Origin of the sequence: Pseudoalteromonas sp. PS1M3 (assembly GCF_016865405.1) — a bacterium.
In the GTDB taxonomy this organism is placed as follows: domain Bacteria; phylum Pseudomonadota; class Gammaproteobacteria; order Enterobacterales; family Alteromonadaceae; genus Pseudoalteromonas; species Pseudoalteromonas marina.
Genome location: NZ_AP022625.1, coordinates 650,550 through 668,405, shown reverse-complemented (window position 1 = coordinate 668,405; position 17,856 = coordinate 650,550). Strand labels below are relative to the sequence as shown.

The window sequence follows — 17,856 nt, the reverse complement described above, 5'->3', positions numbered from 1 at the left end:
GCAATGTATTTGAATATCACCGGAATGACCTGCGACTCGTGCGCGACACATGTCAAGGACGCCCTGGAGAAAGTGCCGGGCGTGCTGTCGGCGCTCGTGTCCTACCCGAAAGGCTCCGCGCAACTCGCCACCGATCCCGGCACCTCGCCAGAGGCGCTGACCGCCGCTGTGGCCGGCCTCGGCTACAAGGCCACACCCGCCGATGCCCCATCCACTTCAGCGCGGGGCAGACTGCTGGGCGGTGGCGACAAGGCTGGTGGTGATGGGGACGGACTGCACGTCGCCGTTACAAACATGGACAAGACTATTTATTCCAAAAAGATTGCTGAAAGCCTCTCATCTGGCAATCATCCAGAGGAGTTCGCAACCCTTTTTGTTACGCTCCTTCGTCAGCTTGTGCTGGGAAGGCCTGTTTCACTCGTAGCGCTCGACGCCGCGCTCGGTTGGCCTGCGCAGAGAGTTGCAACCGTACTTGAGCAGGCGCCCGGTACCGAATATGACGAACAGGGCAATATCCTTGGCCTTGCTCTAACACTTCGCGAAACCCCTCACGTTTTTGAAGTGGAGGGGCGCCGCTTATACACCTGGTGTGCGCTCGACACCTTGATGTTTCCTGTTTTGATTGGCAAGACAGCCCGTGTCGCCTCTCGCTGTGCTGCCACCGGTACGCCGATTACTCTCACAGTTGCGCCAGAAGCAGTGCTTGATGTCGAACCGGCAGAAACAATGGTGTCACTGCTAACGCCGGGTACTTCACCTGACATTCGCTGCTCCTTTTGCTGTCATGTGCACTTTTTTGCATCACCTTCTGCTGCAAATGCATGGGCTTTGACGCACCAGGGGATAGAAGTCGTGCCTGTCGAGAGTGCATTCGGTCTCGGGCATGAGATCGCGCATAAGCTGTTAGAAGATAGCGAGCGAAGTACACTATGAATGCGTATTCGATATCGAAGCTGGCTGAAGACGCGCGCGTCAGTGTGCATGTTGTGCGCGACTACATGACACGCGGCCTGTTACACCCCACCCGGCGAACCGAAGGTGGCTACAACGTTTTCGATAGCAAAACACTAGGAAGGTTGCGCTTTCTACGCGCAGCCTTCGAGTCCGGAATCAGGCTCGATCAACTGACGCGACTTTGCAGAGCGTTAGACGCAGGCGATAGCGAAGACTTGCACGGATGTGTCGAGCAACTGCGTCGGAAGATCGATGTGCGCCGAAAAGAGCTGATGGTGATCGAGACCTCTTTAGGCGAGTTGGCGTCCAGTGCATAACCTCACTTTCGCTGTGAGGAGCACGCTACTTAAGGATGACCAAGGTACCATTTTAAGGAAAGCAACTGATGGACAAGAAACTTGCGATGAAACTGCTTGCCCGCGGATTTGGCGCCTGCCTGCTCCTGTACATCGCGGCCCTGGCGTTGGTGTGGAAGGGGCCCTTCCTTTCTTGCTGTCCGGTCAACTTTCAGCGGCCAACGACGGCAAAGGCACAGCCGACAAGCCGGGTAGCGTATTGTCATTTTCAGAAGACGACTGCACCAATCAACGAGACATGAAGCCTGCTGTGCATACGGCTCCTGACAGCCCGATATCAGGACTCCTCTGCACGAAACTCGTCTATGCTCAATACTCGTGTGCACCAAAGCGAGGCGAGCATGGCGACCGATACCGTACCGATTGCCGAGCGCGGCGTAGCCACCCTGTCAGAACAGGCATGGGAGCGTGCTCGCTGCCGCGCGGAGATCATTGGGCCGTTGGCGCAGTCGGAGACGGTCGGGCATGAAGCGGCCGACGCAGCAGCCCAGGCGCTGGGTCTGTCCCGGCGGCAGGTCTACGTCCTGATCCGCCGTGCCCGGCAAGGTTCGGGGCTGGTCACTGATTTGGCTCTTGGACAGTCGAGCGGTGGCAAAGGTAAAGGCCGCTTGCCGGAGTCGGTCGAACGAATCATCCGCGAGCTACTGCAAAAGCGCTTCCTGACCAAGCAGAAGCGCAGCTTGGCGGCGTTCCACCGTGAAGTTGCGCGGGTGTGCAAGCTGCAAAAGCTGCGGATGCCGGCGCGCAACACGGTCGCGTTGCGGATCGCCAGCCTTGATCCACTCAAGACCACTCGACTTCGGGAAGGCCAGGATGCGTCCCGCATCCTGCAAGGTGTTGGCGGTGTTCCTCCGCCAGTCTCCGCACCGCTGGAGCAGGTACAGATCGACCACACAGTCATCGACCTGATCGTGGTGGACGAGCGCGACCGGCAACCGATTGGCCGTCCGTACCTGACCCTCGCCATCGACGTGTTCACCCGCTGCGTGGTTGGCATGGTGGTCACGTTAGAAGCGCCATCTGCCGTCTCGGTCGGCCTGTGCCTCGCACACGCCGGTTGCGACAAGCGCCCTTGGTTGGAAAGGTTGGACGTGGAAATGGACTGGCCGATGAGCGGCAAGCCCGCGCTGCTCTACCTGGACAACGCGGCCGAATTCAAGAGCGAGGCGCTACGCCGTGGCTGCGAGCAGCATGGCATCCGGTTGGACTATCGGCCTCTCGGGCAGCCGCACTATGGCGGCATCGTGGAACGGATCATCGGCACGGCGATGCAAATGATCCACGACGAATTGCCGGGGACGACCTTCTCCAACCCTGACCAGCGCGGGGAATACGCCTCCGAGAAGATGGCCGCCCTGACACTGCGCGAGCTGGAACGCTGGCTCGCATTGGCGGTTGGCACCTATCACGGCTCCGTGCACAACGGCCTGCTCCAACCGCCGGCCGCACGCTGGGCCGAAGCTGTCGCGCGTACCGGCGTTCCAACCGTCATCACTCGCACCACGGCTTTTCTGGTCGATTTCCTGCCCGTCCTCCGCCGCACCCTGACCCGCACTGGCTTCGTCATCGACCACATCCACTACTACGCCGATGCGCTCAAGCCGTGGATAGCTCGGCGCGACCGCCTGCCTGCGTTCCTGATCCGGCGCGACCCACGCGACATCAGCCGCATTTGGGTGCTGGAGCCGGAGGGGCAGCACTATCTGGAAATTCCATACCGTACCTTGTCGCACCCGGCTGTCACCCTCTGGGAACAACGGCAGGCGCTGGCGAAATTGCGGCAGCAAGGGCGCGAACAGGTGGATGAGTCGGCGCTGTTCCGCATGATCGGGCAGATGCGCGAAATCGTGACCACTGCGCAGAAAGCCACGCGCAAGGCGCGACGCGGATCGACGCCAGCATCTCAAGTCAACGGAACAACCTGTCAAAACCACGCCACCAGCGGACACGGACATGGCAGACCCGCAGGCGGACAACCAGCCACCTGCCAAACCGTTCGACCAGATTGAGGAGTGGTAGCCGTGGACGAATATCCCATCATCGACCTGTCCCACCTGCTGCCGGCGGCCCAGGGCTTGGCCCGTCTCCCGGCGGACGAGCGCATCCATCGCCTTCGCGCCGACCGCTGGATCGGCTATCCGCGAGCAGTCGAGGCGTTGAACCGGCTGGAAGCCCTGTATACGTGGCCAAACAAACAACGCATGCCCAACCTGCTGTTGGTCGGTCCAACCAACAACGGCAAGTCGATGATCGTCGAGAAGTTCCGCCGCGCCCACCCGGCCAGCTCCGACGCCGACCAGGAGCACATCCCGGTATTGGTCGTGCAGATGCCGTCCGAGCCATCGGTGATCCGCTTCTACGTCGCGCTGCTCGCGGCGATGGGAGCACCATTGCGACCGCGCCCACGGCTGCCGGAAATAGAGCAACTGGCGCTGACACTGCTGCGCAAGCTCGGTGTGCGTTTGCTGGTGATCGACGAGCTGCACAACGTCCTGGCCGGCAACAGCGTCAACCGCCGGGAATTCCTCAACCTGCTGCGCTTCCTCGGCAACGAATTGCGCATCCCGCTGGTCGGTGTGGGCACACGCGACGCCTACCTGGCCATCCGCTCGGATGACCAGTTGGAAAATCGCTTCGAGCCGATGATGCTGCCGGTGTGGGAGGCCAACGACGATTGCTGTTCACTGCTGGCCAGCTTCGCTCCCGCTGCGGCGACCTTCGTCGATTGCCACGCTGGACATGGCTCGCTACCTGCTCACGCGCAGCGAGGGCACTATTGGCGAGCTGGCGCACCTATTGATGGCGGCGGCCGTGGCCGCCGTGGAGAGTGGTGAGGAAGCGATCAACCACCGCACGCTCAGCATGGCCGATTACACCGGTCCCAGCGAGCGGCGGCGGCAATTCGAGCGGGAACTGATGTGAAGCCAGCGCCACGCTGGCCACTGCATCCGGCACCCAGGGAAGCCGAAGCCCTGTCTTCGTGGCTCAACCGCGTGGCCCTTTGCTATCACATGGAAGTGTCCGAGCTGCTGGAGCACGATCTTGGTCACGGCCAGGTTGATGACCTGGACACCGCGCCACCACTGGCGCTGCTGGCGATGCTCTCCCAGCGGAGCGGTATCGAGCTGGATCGGCTGCGCTGCATGAGTTTCGCCGGCTGGGTGCCTTGGCTACTGGACAGCCTTGATGATCAGATTCCAGCCGCATTGGAAACCTATGCGTTCCAGCTCTCGGTACTGCTGCCGAGACTCCGCCGTAAGACGCGATCCATCACGAGCTGGCGTGCCTGGCTGCCCACCCAACCGATACACCGCGCCTGTCCGCTCTGCCTGAACGATCCGGAGAACCAAGCCGTACTGCTCGCGTGGAAGCTGCCCCTGATGCTGAGCTGCCCACTGCATGGCTGCTGGCTGGAATCCTATTGGGGCGTACCAGGGCGGTTTCTCGGCTGGGAGAACGCCGACGCCGAACCGCGCACTGCCAGCGACGCGATTGCGGCGATGGACCAGCGTACCTGGCAGGCACTGACGACCGGCCACGTGGAGTTGCCGCGCCGACGCATCCACGCCGGATTGTGGTTTAGGCTGCTACGCACGCTGCTCGATGAGCTGAACACCCCGCTTTCGACGTGCGGCACCTACGCTGCGTAATACCATGATGCCGATCGCTCAATACCATTCAAGCCGATCACTTTTTTGTCTGTCAGTAGACCTCAGTAAAATCTAACTTGAGTGATCGGCATCAGTCAAGAAATTTAGTTTTTTTCGCATCGACTCGCCTTTTAATTCCAACTTTATCGCCCCGTGCACAAGCCTATCTAGAATCGCATCCGCGTGTGTCGATTCTCCGATCATTTCATACCAATTTTCTATCGGTAATTGACTCGCTATTAAGGTCGATTTTGTATCATATCTTGCATCAATTAATTCCAGTAAATCACTCCGTTGTTGAGCCGTTAATGGCTCTAATCCCCAATCATCTAAGATCAGTAAATTGGCAGAGCTAAGCTTGTTGATCAGTTTTCGATAACTACCATCGGCTTGCGCTAGAAACATCTTTTCTAATAGCTCTTTGAGCCTAAAATAATAAACGCTACTCCCTTGTTGGCAGTGGTTTTGACCAAGCGCGCAAGCGAGGTAAGTTTTGCCACAACCTGTTGCTCCTGTGATCAAGATGTTTTGGTGAAGACGAAGCCATTCACCTTGTGCTAATGAACGGATCTGAGCTTTATCGAGTTGTCGTGCTGCGCCATAGTTGAGTTGGGCAAGTGTGCCGCCAACTCTGAACTTTGCTTGTCGCGTTAGGCGATCTATTTTACGCTGATCACGCTGCGTTATTTCATGTTCAAGCAATAAACTTAGCCGCTCTTCGAAGCTTTGTTCAACGTATAAATTGGGTTGCTCGTATTGCTGCAATAGCGCATCACGTATGCCGCTTAGCTTTAAATTACTTAACTGATTATTAACTTGTTGATTGATATTTTGCATAATGAATCGCCCCGTGTTTGCCAGAGACTCAATAACTTGAGAAACTGGAACTATGAAAAAATCAAATCGCTATACATCAGAATTTCGTGAACGTGCAATTAGGCTTGTTACCACACAACAGCATGAATACCCTTCTCTTTGGGCTGCGCTAGTATCGATTTCAGATAAACTGGGATGTACCCCAGAAACACTTAGAGCATGGGTCAAGAAATCTCAAGCTCAACCGTCTAAACCCTCTTCTAATACGCAATCAACTGAAGAACGCCTTGCCGTCTTAGAGCGCGAGAATAAAGAGCTCAAGCGAACGAATGATATCCTGAGGTAAGCTGCCGCTTTTTTCGCCCAAGCGGAGCTCGACCGCAAACAGAAGTAATAGTGGATTTTATTGATGCTTGCAGAGAGCATTACGGTGTCGAGTCAATTTGCAAGGAATTGCCGATTGCACCATCAACGTATTATTCTCATAAACAGATACAAAGAGAGCCTGAGCGACTGTCTAACCGCAAAAAGCGTGATGCTGAGCTGATAATACTCATTCGCGAAGTGTGGGAGGATAATATGTCAGTTTATGGTGCAAGAAAAATATGGAAGCAGCTACAGCTTGACGACCATCAAGTCGCCCGCTGTACAGTCGAACGATTGATGCGAGTTATGGGAATTCAAGGTGTTCGTCGGGGTAAAGCACATAAGACAACGATACCTGACGAGCAACAAGATAAGCCACTTGATTTAGTTAATCGTCAATTTACTGCTGAGCAGCCAAATCAACTTTGGGTAGCTGACATCACCTATGTTGCCACATGGAGTGGGTTTGTTTATGTCGCTTTCGTGATAGATGTTTTTTCACGATACATTGTAGGTTGGCGTGTATCAACGACAATGCACACAGAGCTTATTCTTGATGCGTTAGAGCAAGCTATTTGGCATCGTGGCAACCCCGAAGGGTTAATTCACCACAGCGACAGAGGCAGCCAATATTTGTCTATACGATACACTGAGCGACTTGCTGAAGCTGGAATTCAAGCGTCTGTAGGCAGTGTGGGTGACTCTTATGACAATGCATTGGCTGAAACAATAAATGGATTATTTAAAACAGAGATTATTCGCAGAAATGGCCCGTGGAAGAATGTTGATGCTGTTGAATACGCAACGTTAGAGTGGGTCAATTGGTTTAATAATCAACGCTTATTATCTTCAATTGGGTATATTTCACCAGCTCAATATGAAACAGACTACTATGATAATTTAAACGAGTCAGGTAAAGTGGCCTGACTTAAACAAACTGGTCTCCGATGAACTCGGGGCGATTCAACTTAGCTGGTTTACTTAGTGATGTAGAATCAATAAGTTAAAGAATGCCATCTGTTTGTATTTCTAATTCAAAAGGTACTGCGCATCAAAGTGCCATTAAAAATTGGAGGTGTTGATATTCTATATGCTTGATATATACAAGCTAACATTGATAGAAAACAGATAAGCTAACAAGTTTTTAGTCGAGCCATGAACTGTTCTATAATTGTTCTAATTGCAAAACTCTTCAATTTGGTTTGTTACTAGATTTAAAAATACTTTTCTATGCTCGATTTTAGTAAGTAGCAGCTTTTGGATGTCTTCAGGAACTTTTCTTTCTCCTGCATCTATTGCCATTAGTAATGGCTTGATATCAACTACAAGAAGACCTGCCGCCCTTGCTGCTCGAATGAACTTTAATCTCTTTGCATATTCTCTCCAGCTTTGATCACCCAATTGCATTAACTTTGATCGCTTATTCTCATTAAGCTTTGATCACTAAAATCACTTGTAAATGATCACATTTATGCTCTTAATGATTTTGCCGATCAAAGCTTAATACCACTCGTAACCGAGTTCACGTTTTATCATTTTTGTAGGTGTGTTAAACCGTTATCTGAATCGTTTGATGAGGATAACAACAATGACAACAAGACCTATATCTATGAGTAAATTACATTCCATTTTACGGCTGAAGTACTCAGCACAATTATCCCATCGAGAGATTGCCAGAAGTTTAAATATTTCACCTGGTACTGTGGCTAATTACCTTAAAAAGGCCAATGAGTTAGGCTTAAATCAATGGCCAATACCAGAGGATAAACAGCAAAATACATTTTTCAACACCAAACTCAAGCGCTTCTCAACGCGTAAAAAAAGACACCCAACGCCTGACTGGTTAAATATCAATAAAGACTTAAAACAACATAAACACCTAACATTACAGCTCGTATTTGATGAGTTACTTGAAAAAGTGGGTGAGCCTTATTACAGCTACAGTCACTTCTGCCGAGCTTATAAACAATGGTTAGGTACCCAGCGACTCTCAATGCGTCAGCAGCATAAAGGGGGTGAAAAGCTGTTTGTGGATTATTGTGGCCCCACAATTACCATTACTTGTCCGACGACACAAGAAAAGCGCACTGCTCAGATATTCGTTGCTGTACTAGGTGCATCAAATTATACCTATGCTGAAGCAACGTATAGTCAGCAACTTGAAGATTGGGTAATGAGTCATGCGCGTTGCTTTGAATTTTTAGGCGGCGTTCCTGACGTTGTTATTCCCGATAATCTCAGAAGTGCTGTCAGTAAAACCTGTCGCTACGAGCCTGATTTAAATCCGACGTACCACCAGTTAGCCGAGTACTTTAACGTTGCTGTCATTCCGGCTAGACCTTATAAACCCAAAGATAAATCGAAGGCTGAAGTCGGCGTACAAATTGTTGAGCGTTGGATCATGGCACGCTTACGTAACCAAACCTTCCACAGCTTAGCGCAACTCAATCATGAAATAGCAAAGCTACTGGATATGATGAACAATAAGGTGATGAAGCAATATCAACAATCACGCAAACAGCTATTTGATATGGTGGATAAAAACGCATTAAAGCCATTGCCTGAAAAGCCCTATCAATATACACAAATCAAAACAGTACGTGTGCATATTGATTACCATGTTGAAATAGAAAAACATTACTACAGCGTGCCTTATCTGTGGGTTAAAAAACAATTACGCGCACACATATCCAATCAACTCGTGCAGCTTTATTATGACGGCACTTTAATAGCACAGCATCCTCGCTCAAACCGTTTAGGCGGACATACGACACAGACACATCATATGCCAAAGGCGCATCAAAAACAGCATGAGCAGTCACCGATAAATTTACGCTCATGGGCATTGAGTATCGGTGATTATACTCATCAAGTCGTTGAATTATTGCTTAATAGCAAACGTCATCCAGAGCAAGCTTATCGCACCTGTTTAGGGGTATTAAGTTTAGCTAAAACGTATTCAAAAGAACGCCTCGAGCGAGCATGTTACCGAGCAATTTGCATGAATACGACCACACACAGATCTATTAAGCAAATGCTGCAAAAAGGGTTAGACCAACAACCATTACCCACACTCCAAACAGAGCCAGAAAAGCCAATTACACACAGCAACATACGTGGCACAGATTACTACCATTAAGGAATGTAAACATGATAGAAACAATTAATCAGCAACTTCAATTGCTCAAGTTATCGGGTATAAAGCAAGCACTCAAGCAGCAGCTTGAACAGCCAAACCTATATCAAGAACAAAGCTTTATAGAGCGCGTCAGTTTATTGCTAACGCATGAAATTGATACGCGTAACCAAAGAAAAATAGAGCGACTGGTGCGACAAGCAAAATTCCGCGTACCGGGTCAGTTAAATCAACTCATTTACTCGCCGAAGCGTAATCTAGATAAAGCACAAATACGCGGCCTCAGCCAAAGCACCTGGCTGAGTTTACATCAGAATATATTAATTACAGGCGCCACAGGCTGTGGCAAAACCTACCTCGCGTGTGCATTGGGTCACGAGCACTGTTTACAAGGAAAAAGTGTCTTCTATATTCGATTAAAAGAATTACTTGAAAGTCTATTTCTAGCACAGGCCGATGGCAGTTATCGAAAATTATTGGGTAAACTCATTAAATACGACTTACTTATTTTAGACGATTGGGGGCTAGAGCCACTCAGTGCTCAGCAACGAAGCGACTTACTTGAATTAATCGATGCTAGATATGGTTATAAATCACACATCATCATTAGTCAGTTACCACAGGAAAACTGGCACCAAATGATCGGCGAATCAACGCACGCTGATGCTATTTTAGATAGGCTGATTCATGGTGCAATTAAGTTGAATTTAAAAGGAGAATCGATACGAAAACAGTTAAATGAATTGACTGATGATGATCAGTTAAGTTAATTTAAAAATGGCTCTACAAAATGATAAATCAAGCGATCAAAGCTGATGAGAATCGGTGATCAAAGTCATGAGAATACGCAATCTCTTTAATGCACATAAACCGTAGAGGGCATAACCTGATTTAGTTTTTTCTTCGCAGTGTATTATATTCTCAAGTGCATAATTCCTTATAGTATGGACAGACGTTTGTGCAGCTTGTGCCAGTTGAGAAATACTCAAAGGAAAATCCAACGCATCATCATCACTATTAATGAACTTACTGATGTCAGGGATCTCCGTTAAAAAACTGACTTCACCAACAGGAATGTTTTCAACCTTAGATTTAATCATGGTTTAGCATGTTTCCAATTTGTGTTGTTAATGGAATGCCTTAATATATCTTGATTACATTCAATCAATTGGCACTCCATTAACATTTCTATAAGTATATTACCGTTAAATGATTACCCCGCGCAGCAAGATAGCTCTTTAACGTCTTTGCTAAAGGTTTGAGCGCATAGCTTCAATCCTTCAACCATCGTCAAATACGGAAATAGTTGACCTGCTAAATCCTCTACGGTCATGTTGTTATGAATGGCTAATGCTGCACTTTGTATAAGTTCACCACCTTCATGCGCGAGTATTTGTGCGCCTAATATCTCACCTGTTTGTTTTTCTGCAACTAGTTTGATAAATCCATCAGTTTCAAAATTTGCTAATGCTCTAGGTACGTTTTCCATATCAAGTACACGACTTATCGTATCTATTCCTTCCGCTGAAGCTTGTTCTTCAGTTAGACCTACCGTAGCAACTTGTGGGTCAGTGAATATAACAGCAGGCATGGTAGATAGATCGAGTTGTGCATTTCCACCCGTCATATTAATTCCGGCTCTACTTCCGGCAGCAGCAGCAACATAGACAAACTGTGGCATATTGGAGCAATCACCTGCGGCATAAATGTTAGCTGTTGATGTTTCCATCATACTATTAACAACAATGGCACCACTTTTATCTGTTTTAACACCAACGTTTTCTAAACCAAGCTTGCCAGTATTTGCATGGCGACCAGTAGAAATAAGCAATTTTTCAGCGATTAATGTTCCTTCGTCAGTTTCCAATGAAAACCCATTGCTACCATAAGAAACATGACTTGCTTGCGTATTATTAAGTACACGAATGCCTTCTTTTTCAAAACATTCAGTCAGCTTTTCACCTAATAACGGATCTTCTGCATATAAAAGCGTATGTCGTGCTAATACTGTTACACTACTACCCAAACGGGCATAAGCTTGTGCAATTTCCAGTGCTATAACAGAAGAGCCGATGACAACCAGACTACTTGGTAACTCCTCCGAAAATAAAGCTTCGGTTGATGTCCAATAAGGAGTATCAATTAGCCCATCAATAGGTGGAACGCTTGGTGTAGAGCCTGTAGCAATTAAAATGCGATCTGCAACTAACTCTTCTTCACTACCATCAGACTTTTGAACTAACAAGGTATTTTCATTTTTAAAACGCGCATAACCTTTAAGTAAAGATAGCGCGGGGTTGTTCTCTAAAATACTTTGATATTTAGCATCGCGTAATTCTTCAACGCGAGCATTTTGCTGATGTGCTAATAAGGAGCGGCTAAGTTGTGGTTGAATATTCTCTAAACCATCAAACGGGTTAGTACGCTGCTGGTGCGCTAATTGTGCAGCACGGATCAATATTTTTGAAGGCACACAACCTACATTGACACAGCAACCTCCGATAACATCAGCTCCCTCAATGATAGTAACTCTTGCTCCGCCTTCTGCGGCTTTAATAGCACTGGCAAAAGCTCCTGAGCCACTACCAATAATGGCGACATGTAACTGTTCTGGCTGAGAGTTATCTGACGAGCAACAACTATTCGTTGACATATTTTATTCCTCTTTAAACGTTAAGCGGTACAAGTTTCATCGTCACAGCGCTTATTCGCTGGAGAAACCATGTCCCAAATTGATACGGCAACCATCAGTCCTAACCCAGTATAGGTAGCGTATGAACTCCAGCCATATTGAAACCAAGGGTATAAGGATAATAAGACTAAAACAGGTCCAGTTATGCCTATGAGAGTGCGTTGCCATTGGCGGTGACTAAACCAACCTAAGATATTCATTGCCAGCGCTAATACTGCAAACAGTGGTAACAACGTATTGATAAATACCCCTTCCCACTGACTAAGAAATCCCATCCCAATTGCCGCACCAAGACTAGCTATCGCGGGAAAACACATGGCGCATCCCATTGCCGAAACAAGTGCACCTATAGAGCCTGCTTTATCTCCGATACGCGTAACTAGTTCTAAGGGGCTAAACATTACTTATTTTCACTTTTTAAATTTGAAGGGTAGCCAGCGTTGGTAGTCGCTGCAATTAATGCATTGATGTTGGTTTTAGTGTCATCAAAAGAAACAACAGCTAGCTTAGGCTTGTAGGTAACTTTCGCATTTTCAACGCCATCAACATTTTCTAATGACTTTTTAACTGTGATTGGACATGTCGCACAGTTCATCGTTGGCACTTCCAGTGTAACTGTTTTTACTTCAGCAAAAGCACCAAAACTAGAAAGTGAAAGCAGTGCGGTTAATAATAATTTTTTCATAATTAGCTCCAAATTTTAAAATGTTATAAATTTCTTGATCTGTATATTAAGCAAACAAAAGTATCCAATAATTACTGGTCACTAAAATTGTCGCAACTATAGCGCTCAGCCAGAAAATGACTTTTCGTTGTTGCTGTTTCTTAGGAATTGCACAGGCCGTTCCCGGCTCACACTCTTCTACAGGACGGTAAATTTTCCAACCTGAGTAACCAAACAACAACACTACAAATGCGATAAATAATGGCCTATAGGGTTCAAATGCAGTTAAATTACCAATCCATGAGCCACTAACCCCCAGTAGTAGCAGGACTAAAGGACCTACACAGCATACGCCTGCGCCTAATGCTGCGATGATGCCTCCTATCATTGGAAGGTTTGATTCTTTTTGATTCATATGGATACCTCATTAAGTGATAATGCAAGTGTATTGTATGTACCTAGGTACGGAGTCAAGAGTGATTTATAAAAAATTTTATATTGGATAATCTGCTACGACAAATATGGGGAATAAGCTGACTTGAATTAAGGCGCAGACGTAAAATTGGATATGCTGTTTTAGTAGGAAATGGTAGTTAACCGAATCGTTTACTTCGGTTGCAACGAATCAATTATTGGGCAGTAGCTATCGTCATCATTATTTTGGCATTGTCCTAAATGTTCTTCCAAAGCGTGTTCTAACAGCAACAAGTCAGCCATCTTTTTTTGTACTGCGATCAGCTTTTTATTAGCTAACTCTTGGACTTTACTACATGGGCTATCGTTTAATGCAAGTAACCCTTCAATCTCATTTAGCGTAAAACCTAATTCTTGAGAACGCTTAATAAAGTGTATTCTGTTTACCGTTTCATTCGGGTAATGTCTATAGCCCTGCATAGGCTTTGGTGGCTGATTAATTAAGCCTTTGCGTTCATAAAAGCGAATTGTCTCGACATTTACGCTCACTTCTTTAGCCAACATACTTATGGTTCGTTTAGACACGTTATCAATTACCTTACTGACTTTTTGTTTACTTACTTTATATCTAATTAAAGTGACCATCAATGAATACCAGTTTAAACATCGCTAATTGATTTTGTTTTTTCTTCTATTAAATAAGTAAAGTTACCGTTGTTACAACAATATTAAACCACAACAATGTATGGTTTATCCTTTTTCATTATCAAAGTCCAAATTAGTGTTATTACATGCAGTTCTACATGAGTACACCCTAAAGATACTGTTAATATATCACAGGCAATTACGTAATGACACCACTTAAATAAACCTATATGATATGACACCATCTAAATAGACCTAATTAGGCAAAAATGTTCATAAGAGCATATTTACGAGCATCAACTTCTGAGCAAGATGCAAATAGAGCAAAAAGCTCATTAAAAAAATTCGTTTCTTGCTTCAGCAAACGAATTGCTTCTTTTTATATAGAAAATAAATCTGGTAATTCTTTAGATAGACCAGAGCTAATTCGTTTATTGGATGAATCAGAGTCCGGTGATGTTTTGTTAGTTGAATCAATCGATCGTTTAACAAGGCTAAGCCCTGATGATTGGAAAACTCTTGTAGCCTCAATAAATGAAAAAGGAATTAGTGTTGTTAGTTTAGATCTACCAACCAGTCATTTAACATTTGGCAGTTTTCCAAGTGATGATTTTATGAGATCAATACTTAGTGCTATTAATAATATGCTGTTAGAAATATTAGCGGCCAGTGCATATAAAGAATATCGAGAACGTGAACGTAAGCAAAAAGAAGGTATTGTAAAAGCACAGCAAAAGGGACTTTATCACGGTCGTCAGCCTGATTTAGAGGCTCATGATAGGATTGCCTCGTTTACTGAAGCTGGATTTAGTATTAATAAAACGGCTGAAGCAGTTGGAGTTAGTCGAAGTACGGTAATTAGAGTTAGAAAAAAGCTTAAAAATTTAGACTAAGGTTAATTTCGAGGGGATGGGCGCAAAACCCCTATTAGCAAGAAGTAGTTAGTCAAAATCTTAATGTCTGAAGTCAAGATTTGACCCTAGGCTTTTAATTAATACTGTCGAGTGAGCATATAGTCGGCAATGTAATTTAAATACGCAGAGCGAGTTTTTATTTTCAATCCGTCGAATTTATGCTGTATATATGCAGAGTAATAGCTCAGTCGCTCGCATAGTCAAGAAAACGACCCAGTCGCTCGTTTTATACTGAGAAGAAAAGCGAGCACGCATGAATTTTAATAACACTGGCAATTAGTTGACAAGTTTGTTAAAAATAAACCAATAAGAAAACGAGCTACGCTGTGGTAGAAATACGCGCGATTAGCTCGCTATAAACATGTTAAATTGCAAAGGAAGCATCGTGTCAAAACTTAATGAAACGTGGGATTTATTCGCATTATGGATCTCTAAAAAGATTCGAAGTCCATTTTCAAATTTCGCTACAAAATTCACATTAATTATTGGAAGTACGATTGTTGCTTCCCCGATAATTGAGCATTTGCTATTCAATGCAATACTCAAGCAGTGGTTGAATATAGATTTAAATATTGAAGTACCAGATCTTAATGCTTATATATTTGGTTCATCATTAATCGTTTTTTCATTAATTCATAATTTAATATATGTAAAATTAACCAATCAATATCAAGTTAAACTTAAAGAAGTTGAAGGCTCTGTTTATAAAAAATTGTGGGAGCACTTAGACACAGTTATTGATAATTCGGCTAGGTTAATTAATTTGTATACTAAAGTGTATGATGAGAGCTTCGACGAGTATGCTCTGAAAGCTGAGGAATCAATAATCGCTTGTGCTGATTTTCTTAGAAAGAACCGCCCATTTTTCTTTTCTGAAAACTTTTATGAAAAGTGTGTAGATATCAATAGCGTTTCTTATAAAATTACTGAGTATTATCGTGTCTGCTTAAAAGCACAAAAATATGATAAAGGTCTTTTAAAATCACAGGATATTAATAATGTTAGTCTTGAGAGAGTTTTCAAAGAATTTAATTTCCTTGAAGCCCAAAAAGATGTGAAGAACTTATTTTCACCTGCTAAAGAAGACTATGAGTTAATCTGCTCTGAAATAAGAAAGCGCATAAATGCAATTTAATCGGGTAGCCGGAGGTCTCTAACCTCCAGCCCCCACACCACCCATCATGCGGGTCCGCAATGGGCGGTTCATCTCCCGTAATGAATATTGATCCAAATATCTTTCAATGACACTAAACCTTGTGATGCTAAATAGTCATTACCTAGCGCAATGTTAATTCCTTTTGTTTTTGAGCTTCTACAAGGGCCTTTACTGGTGATACCACAGGCTATGGCGAGTCGCTCGCTAACACCCAATCTCATTAAACTGCGTACTTTAGTGCGTGGTTTACGCCATTGTCGCCAGTAGCACATTCTTATCCTGCGACGGATCCAGTGATCTAAATCCACCGTTAATTGATAAGCATTGGCTATTAGGTAATAGTATCCCCATCCGCGTAAGTATTGCGTCAGTTTATGAATTTGTAGGGTCATTGAGATCCCCCAGTTGCGGTTAGTGAGTTCTCTTACATTTGCTTTAAATTTCTTTAGCGCTTGTTCGTGGATCTGCACTTGAGCGTAACGGAAGGTAAACCCGAGAAATTTCGAGCCTGATACGGGACCGACTCGACTTTTCGATTCATTCACTTTGAGTTTTAATCGCTGAGTGATAAACGCAGTAATTTCCCGTTGGATTATGAGTCCTTCGCTTTTCGTTTTTACTAAAATGATTATGTCATCAGCGTAACGTGCAAACTTAAGGTGTTTGTAGGTTAGCTTCTTATCTAATTCATCGAGTAAAATATTGGAAAGTAAAGGGGATAATGGCCCACCTTGAGGGACTCCTTTGGTTGACTCAAACCACAGACCCGTTTCGCGCTCTGCGATCCCCGCTCGGAGGTATTTACCAAGTAGGCGCATGAGTGCTTTGTCTTTGACTTTACGACCAACACGATTCATCAGCATGTCATGGTTTACTTCATCAAAGAACTTAGACAAGTCAATATCAACTGCTGTTTTATAACCTTGTTTAACACAAGATTGAACATGATTTACTGCTTGGCTGGCTCTTTTATGAGGGCGATAACCATAACTATGTGGTGAAAATAGAGGCTCAAAGTAAGGGCTAATCACTTGAGCAATAGCTTGTTGGATCACTCTGTCGATAACAGAAGGGATCCCAAGCATTCGCTCACCGCCATCGGGTTTGGGTATCATCACGCGTTTGACTGGCAAGGGTTGATAAGTGCCGCTAAGTAATTGTTGTTTAATACCCAGCCAATGTAACTTAGCGAAGTCATTAAATTCCTCAATACTCATATTATCAATACCCGCAGCCCCTTTATTGCGCTTAACATGTTGCCATGCTGCACCAATATTGTGGTTGCTCAGTACCCTTGCCATCAGGTCACGATCTGTTTTGTTGTATTCATTCGAGGTATTATTCACAGTCGAACGCCGTTCATCACTATCACAACACGGTGATCTATGTGAATTCAAGTTCATTTGTAGTATCTCCTCTGGTTAAGATGTTCAGGCCTTCACCGTGTCCCCTCCATTACGATGGGCGTTTGGCTACTATGCCGTCTGCTGACTTCTGATAAATCACTCTAGCGATTACTCGATAAAGCGCGTCGAAACTAACGCTTGTTTACTGCTATTTCGCTCGCTGTAGGTCGCAGCAACCAAAGCGCCAAGGGTTGAACAACCAGTCCCTAACTGGTAATCTCCAAGCGTTAGCGCGGATGCGTGTTTATCAGATCTCCCCGAATAAGGTGCATCGACTTTCTCTGCACAACTGCATCATCTACGGTGGCCGTTAGATCACATGACTTCGCTATCTTGTGCTAGCTCGTCTCCAGCCTACGCCTCATATGATGTTTTTGTTCATCAGCTCACAGATTTGCTAGCGGCTTCCTCTAGACTATATCTCGCGATTTAGCCCTTGCCATTCGCTAGTAGTTATCGTTTAATAACAGTGTGTTATTTAAACGGTGATCTTCCTACAGAGGACTTTCACCTCATAAGTCAATGCCCATGTCGGGCGTACACAAGGCGTTTAAACGGAACTAAAACAGTGGGTTACGTTTCGCTTCGCTACACATTTTAACCCACAATTTTAGTCCGCTTAACGCGGCGTTATATTTCGAGGAGAGTTCGTGTACAAGCTAACTATTGCAATAATATTAATGTCAC

At 45.7% G+C, this 17,856-nt stretch carries 16 protein-coding genes, 4 pseudogenes and 1 other annotated feature; of the genes and pseudogenes, 11 read left to right on the top strand and 9 right to left on the bottom strand.

All coding sequences use genetic code 11. The features are described from left to right. Positions 1-3 precede the first annotated feature (3 nt). The 6 genes and pseudogenes from PS1M3_RS19715 to PS1M3_RS19690 form a co-directional block, all read left to right on the top strand. A pseudogene (locus PS1M3_RS19715) lies at positions 4-288 on the top strand (cation transporter); the annotation flags it as partial. A 6-nt stretch (positions 289-294) separates the two neighbouring features. Then, positions 295-933, top strand: a complete 639-nt coding sequence (merB, locus tag PS1M3_RS19710; RefSeq protein WP_203988068.1) for an organomercurial lyase MerB — start codon at positions 295-297, stop codon at positions 931-933. After that, the gene (gene merD / locus PS1M3_RS19705) at positions 930-1,271 is read left to right on the top strand and encodes a mercuric resistance transcriptional repressor MerD (RefSeq protein WP_138687409.1); all 342 of its coding nucleotides are present in this window, start codon (positions 930-932) and stop codon (positions 1,269-1,271) included. The genes merB and merD overlap by 4 nt, the downstream gene beginning before the upstream one ends. A gap of 380 nt (positions 1,272-1,651) precedes the next feature. After that, a pseudogene (locus PS1M3_RS19700) lies at positions 1,652-3,329 on the top strand (Mu transposase C-terminal domain-containing protein). 2 nt (positions 3,330-3,331) lie between these two features. Beyond that, a pseudogene (locus PS1M3_RS19695) lies at positions 3,332-4,232 on the top strand (TniB family NTP-binding protein). Then, positions 4,229-4,954 (top strand): annotated as a pseudogene (locus PS1M3_RS19690) (TniQ family protein); the annotation flags it as partial. The pseudogenes PS1M3_RS19695 and PS1M3_RS19690, both read left to right, overlap by 4 nt. Before the next feature lie 78 nt (positions 4,955-5,032). Here the strand turns inward: PS1M3_RS19690 and istB (PS1M3_RS19685) are convergent. Next, entirely contained in the window at positions 5,033-5,797 is a 765-nt protein-coding gene (istB, locus tag PS1M3_RS19685; protein WP_008111090.1) for an IS21-like element ISShfr5 family helper ATPase IstB, read from the bottom strand. A 52-nt stretch (positions 5,798-5,849) separates the two neighbouring features. Between istB (PS1M3_RS19685) and PS1M3_RS19680 the strand changes: the two genes are divergently transcribed. Further along, a protein-coding gene (locus PS1M3_RS19680; protein ID WP_371816617.1) for an IS3 family transposase occupies positions 5,850-7,069 on the top strand; the annotation gives its coding sequence in 2 pieces (ribosomal slippage) (positions 5,850-6,120 and positions 6,120-7,069; 1,221 coding nt in all). Beyond that, positions 6,128-6,244: a sequence feature (AL1L pseudoknot), on the top strand. It overlaps the preceding gene by 117 nt. A 249-nt stretch (positions 7,070-7,318) precedes the next feature. Here PS1M3_RS19680 and PS1M3_RS19675 read toward each other — a convergent pair. Continuing rightward, positions 7,319-7,549 (bottom strand): hypothetical protein, encoded by a 231-nt coding sequence (locus PS1M3_RS19675; protein WP_239104506.1) that lies wholly within the window; start codon positions 7,547-7,549, stop codon positions 7,319-7,321. Between the two features lie 181 nt (positions 7,550-7,730). Between PS1M3_RS19675 and istA the strand changes: the two genes are divergently transcribed. Together istA and istB (PS1M3_RS19665) are read left to right on the top strand one after the other, a co-directional pair. Next, a complete protein-coding gene (gene istA / locus PS1M3_RS19670; protein ID WP_008466912.1) occupies positions 7,731-9,281 on the top strand; it encodes an IS21 family transposase in 1,551 nt (516 codons plus the stop codon). Between the two features lie 11 nt (positions 9,282-9,292). Beyond that, positions 9,293-10,048 (top strand): IS21-like element helper ATPase IstB, encoded by a 756-nt coding sequence (istB, locus tag PS1M3_RS19665; RefSeq protein WP_203984839.1) that lies wholly within the window; start codon positions 9,293-9,295, stop codon positions 10,046-10,048. Between the two features lie 36 nt (positions 10,049-10,084). On the opposite strand, the gene PS1M3_RS19660 is transcribed toward istB (PS1M3_RS19665), so the two are convergent. From PS1M3_RS19660 to merR, 6 genes are all read right to left on the bottom strand, one after another. Further along, positions 10,085-10,378 (bottom strand): MerR family DNA-binding transcriptional regulator, encoded by a 294-nt coding sequence (locus PS1M3_RS19660; RefSeq protein WP_203987613.1) that lies wholly within the window; start codon positions 10,376-10,378, stop codon positions 10,085-10,087. A 113-nt stretch (positions 10,379-10,491) separates the two neighbouring features. After that, positions 10,492-11,931, bottom strand: a complete 1,440-nt coding sequence (gene merA / locus PS1M3_RS19655) for a mercury(II) reductase (RefSeq protein ID WP_138687159.1) — start codon at positions 11,929-11,931, stop codon at positions 10,492-10,494. 20 nt (positions 11,932-11,951) lie between these two features. Beyond that, entirely contained in the window at positions 11,952-12,371 is a 420-nt protein-coding gene (gene merC, locus PS1M3_RS19650) for an organomercurial transporter MerC (RefSeq protein ID WP_008110850.1), read from the bottom strand. Then, on the bottom strand, positions 12,371-12,655 hold the full coding sequence (gene merP, locus PS1M3_RS19645) for a mercury resistance system periplasmic binding protein MerP (RefSeq protein WP_008110847.1): 285 nt from the start codon (positions 12,653-12,655) through the stop codon (positions 12,371-12,373). Before merP ends, merC begins: the two co-directional genes overlap by 1 nt. Before the next feature lie 46 nt (positions 12,656-12,701). Beyond that, entirely contained in the window at positions 12,702-13,049 is a 348-nt protein-coding gene (locus tag PS1M3_RS19640) for a mercuric transporter MerT family protein (protein ID WP_203987610.1), read from the bottom strand. Positions 13,050-13,240: 191 nt separating this feature from the next. Beyond that, positions 13,241-13,693, bottom strand: coding sequence for an Hg(II)-responsive transcriptional regulator (gene merR / locus PS1M3_RS19635; protein ID WP_203987606.1), 453 nt, complete (start codon positions 13,691-13,693; stop codon positions 13,241-13,243). A gap of 269 nt (positions 13,694-13,962) precedes the next feature. On the opposite strand from merR, the gene PS1M3_RS19630 reads away from it, so the two are divergent. Together PS1M3_RS19630 and PS1M3_RS19625 are read left to right on the top strand one after the other, a co-directional pair. Next, positions 13,963-14,586 carry a recombinase family protein gene (locus PS1M3_RS19630; protein ID WP_008110837.1) on the top strand — a complete coding sequence of 208 codons (624 nt, stop codon included), beginning with the start codon at positions 13,963-13,965 and terminating at the stop codon, positions 14,584-14,586. Between the two features lie 406 nt (positions 14,587-14,992). After that, the gene (locus tag PS1M3_RS19625; RefSeq protein WP_138740582.1) at positions 14,993-15,742 is read left to right on the top strand and encodes a hypothetical protein; all 750 of its coding nucleotides are present in this window, start codon (positions 14,993-14,995) and stop codon (positions 15,740-15,742) included. Between the two features lie 68 nt (positions 15,743-15,810). Here the strand turns inward: PS1M3_RS19625 and ltrA are convergent, their stop codons facing one another. Beyond that, positions 15,811-17,166 carry a group II intron reverse transcriptase/maturase gene (gene ltrA, locus PS1M3_RS19620; protein ID WP_239104505.1) on the bottom strand — a complete coding sequence of 452 codons (1,356 nt, stop codon included), beginning with the start codon at positions 17,164-17,166 and terminating at the stop codon, positions 15,811-15,813. Positions 17,167-17,856 lie beyond the last annotated feature (690 nt).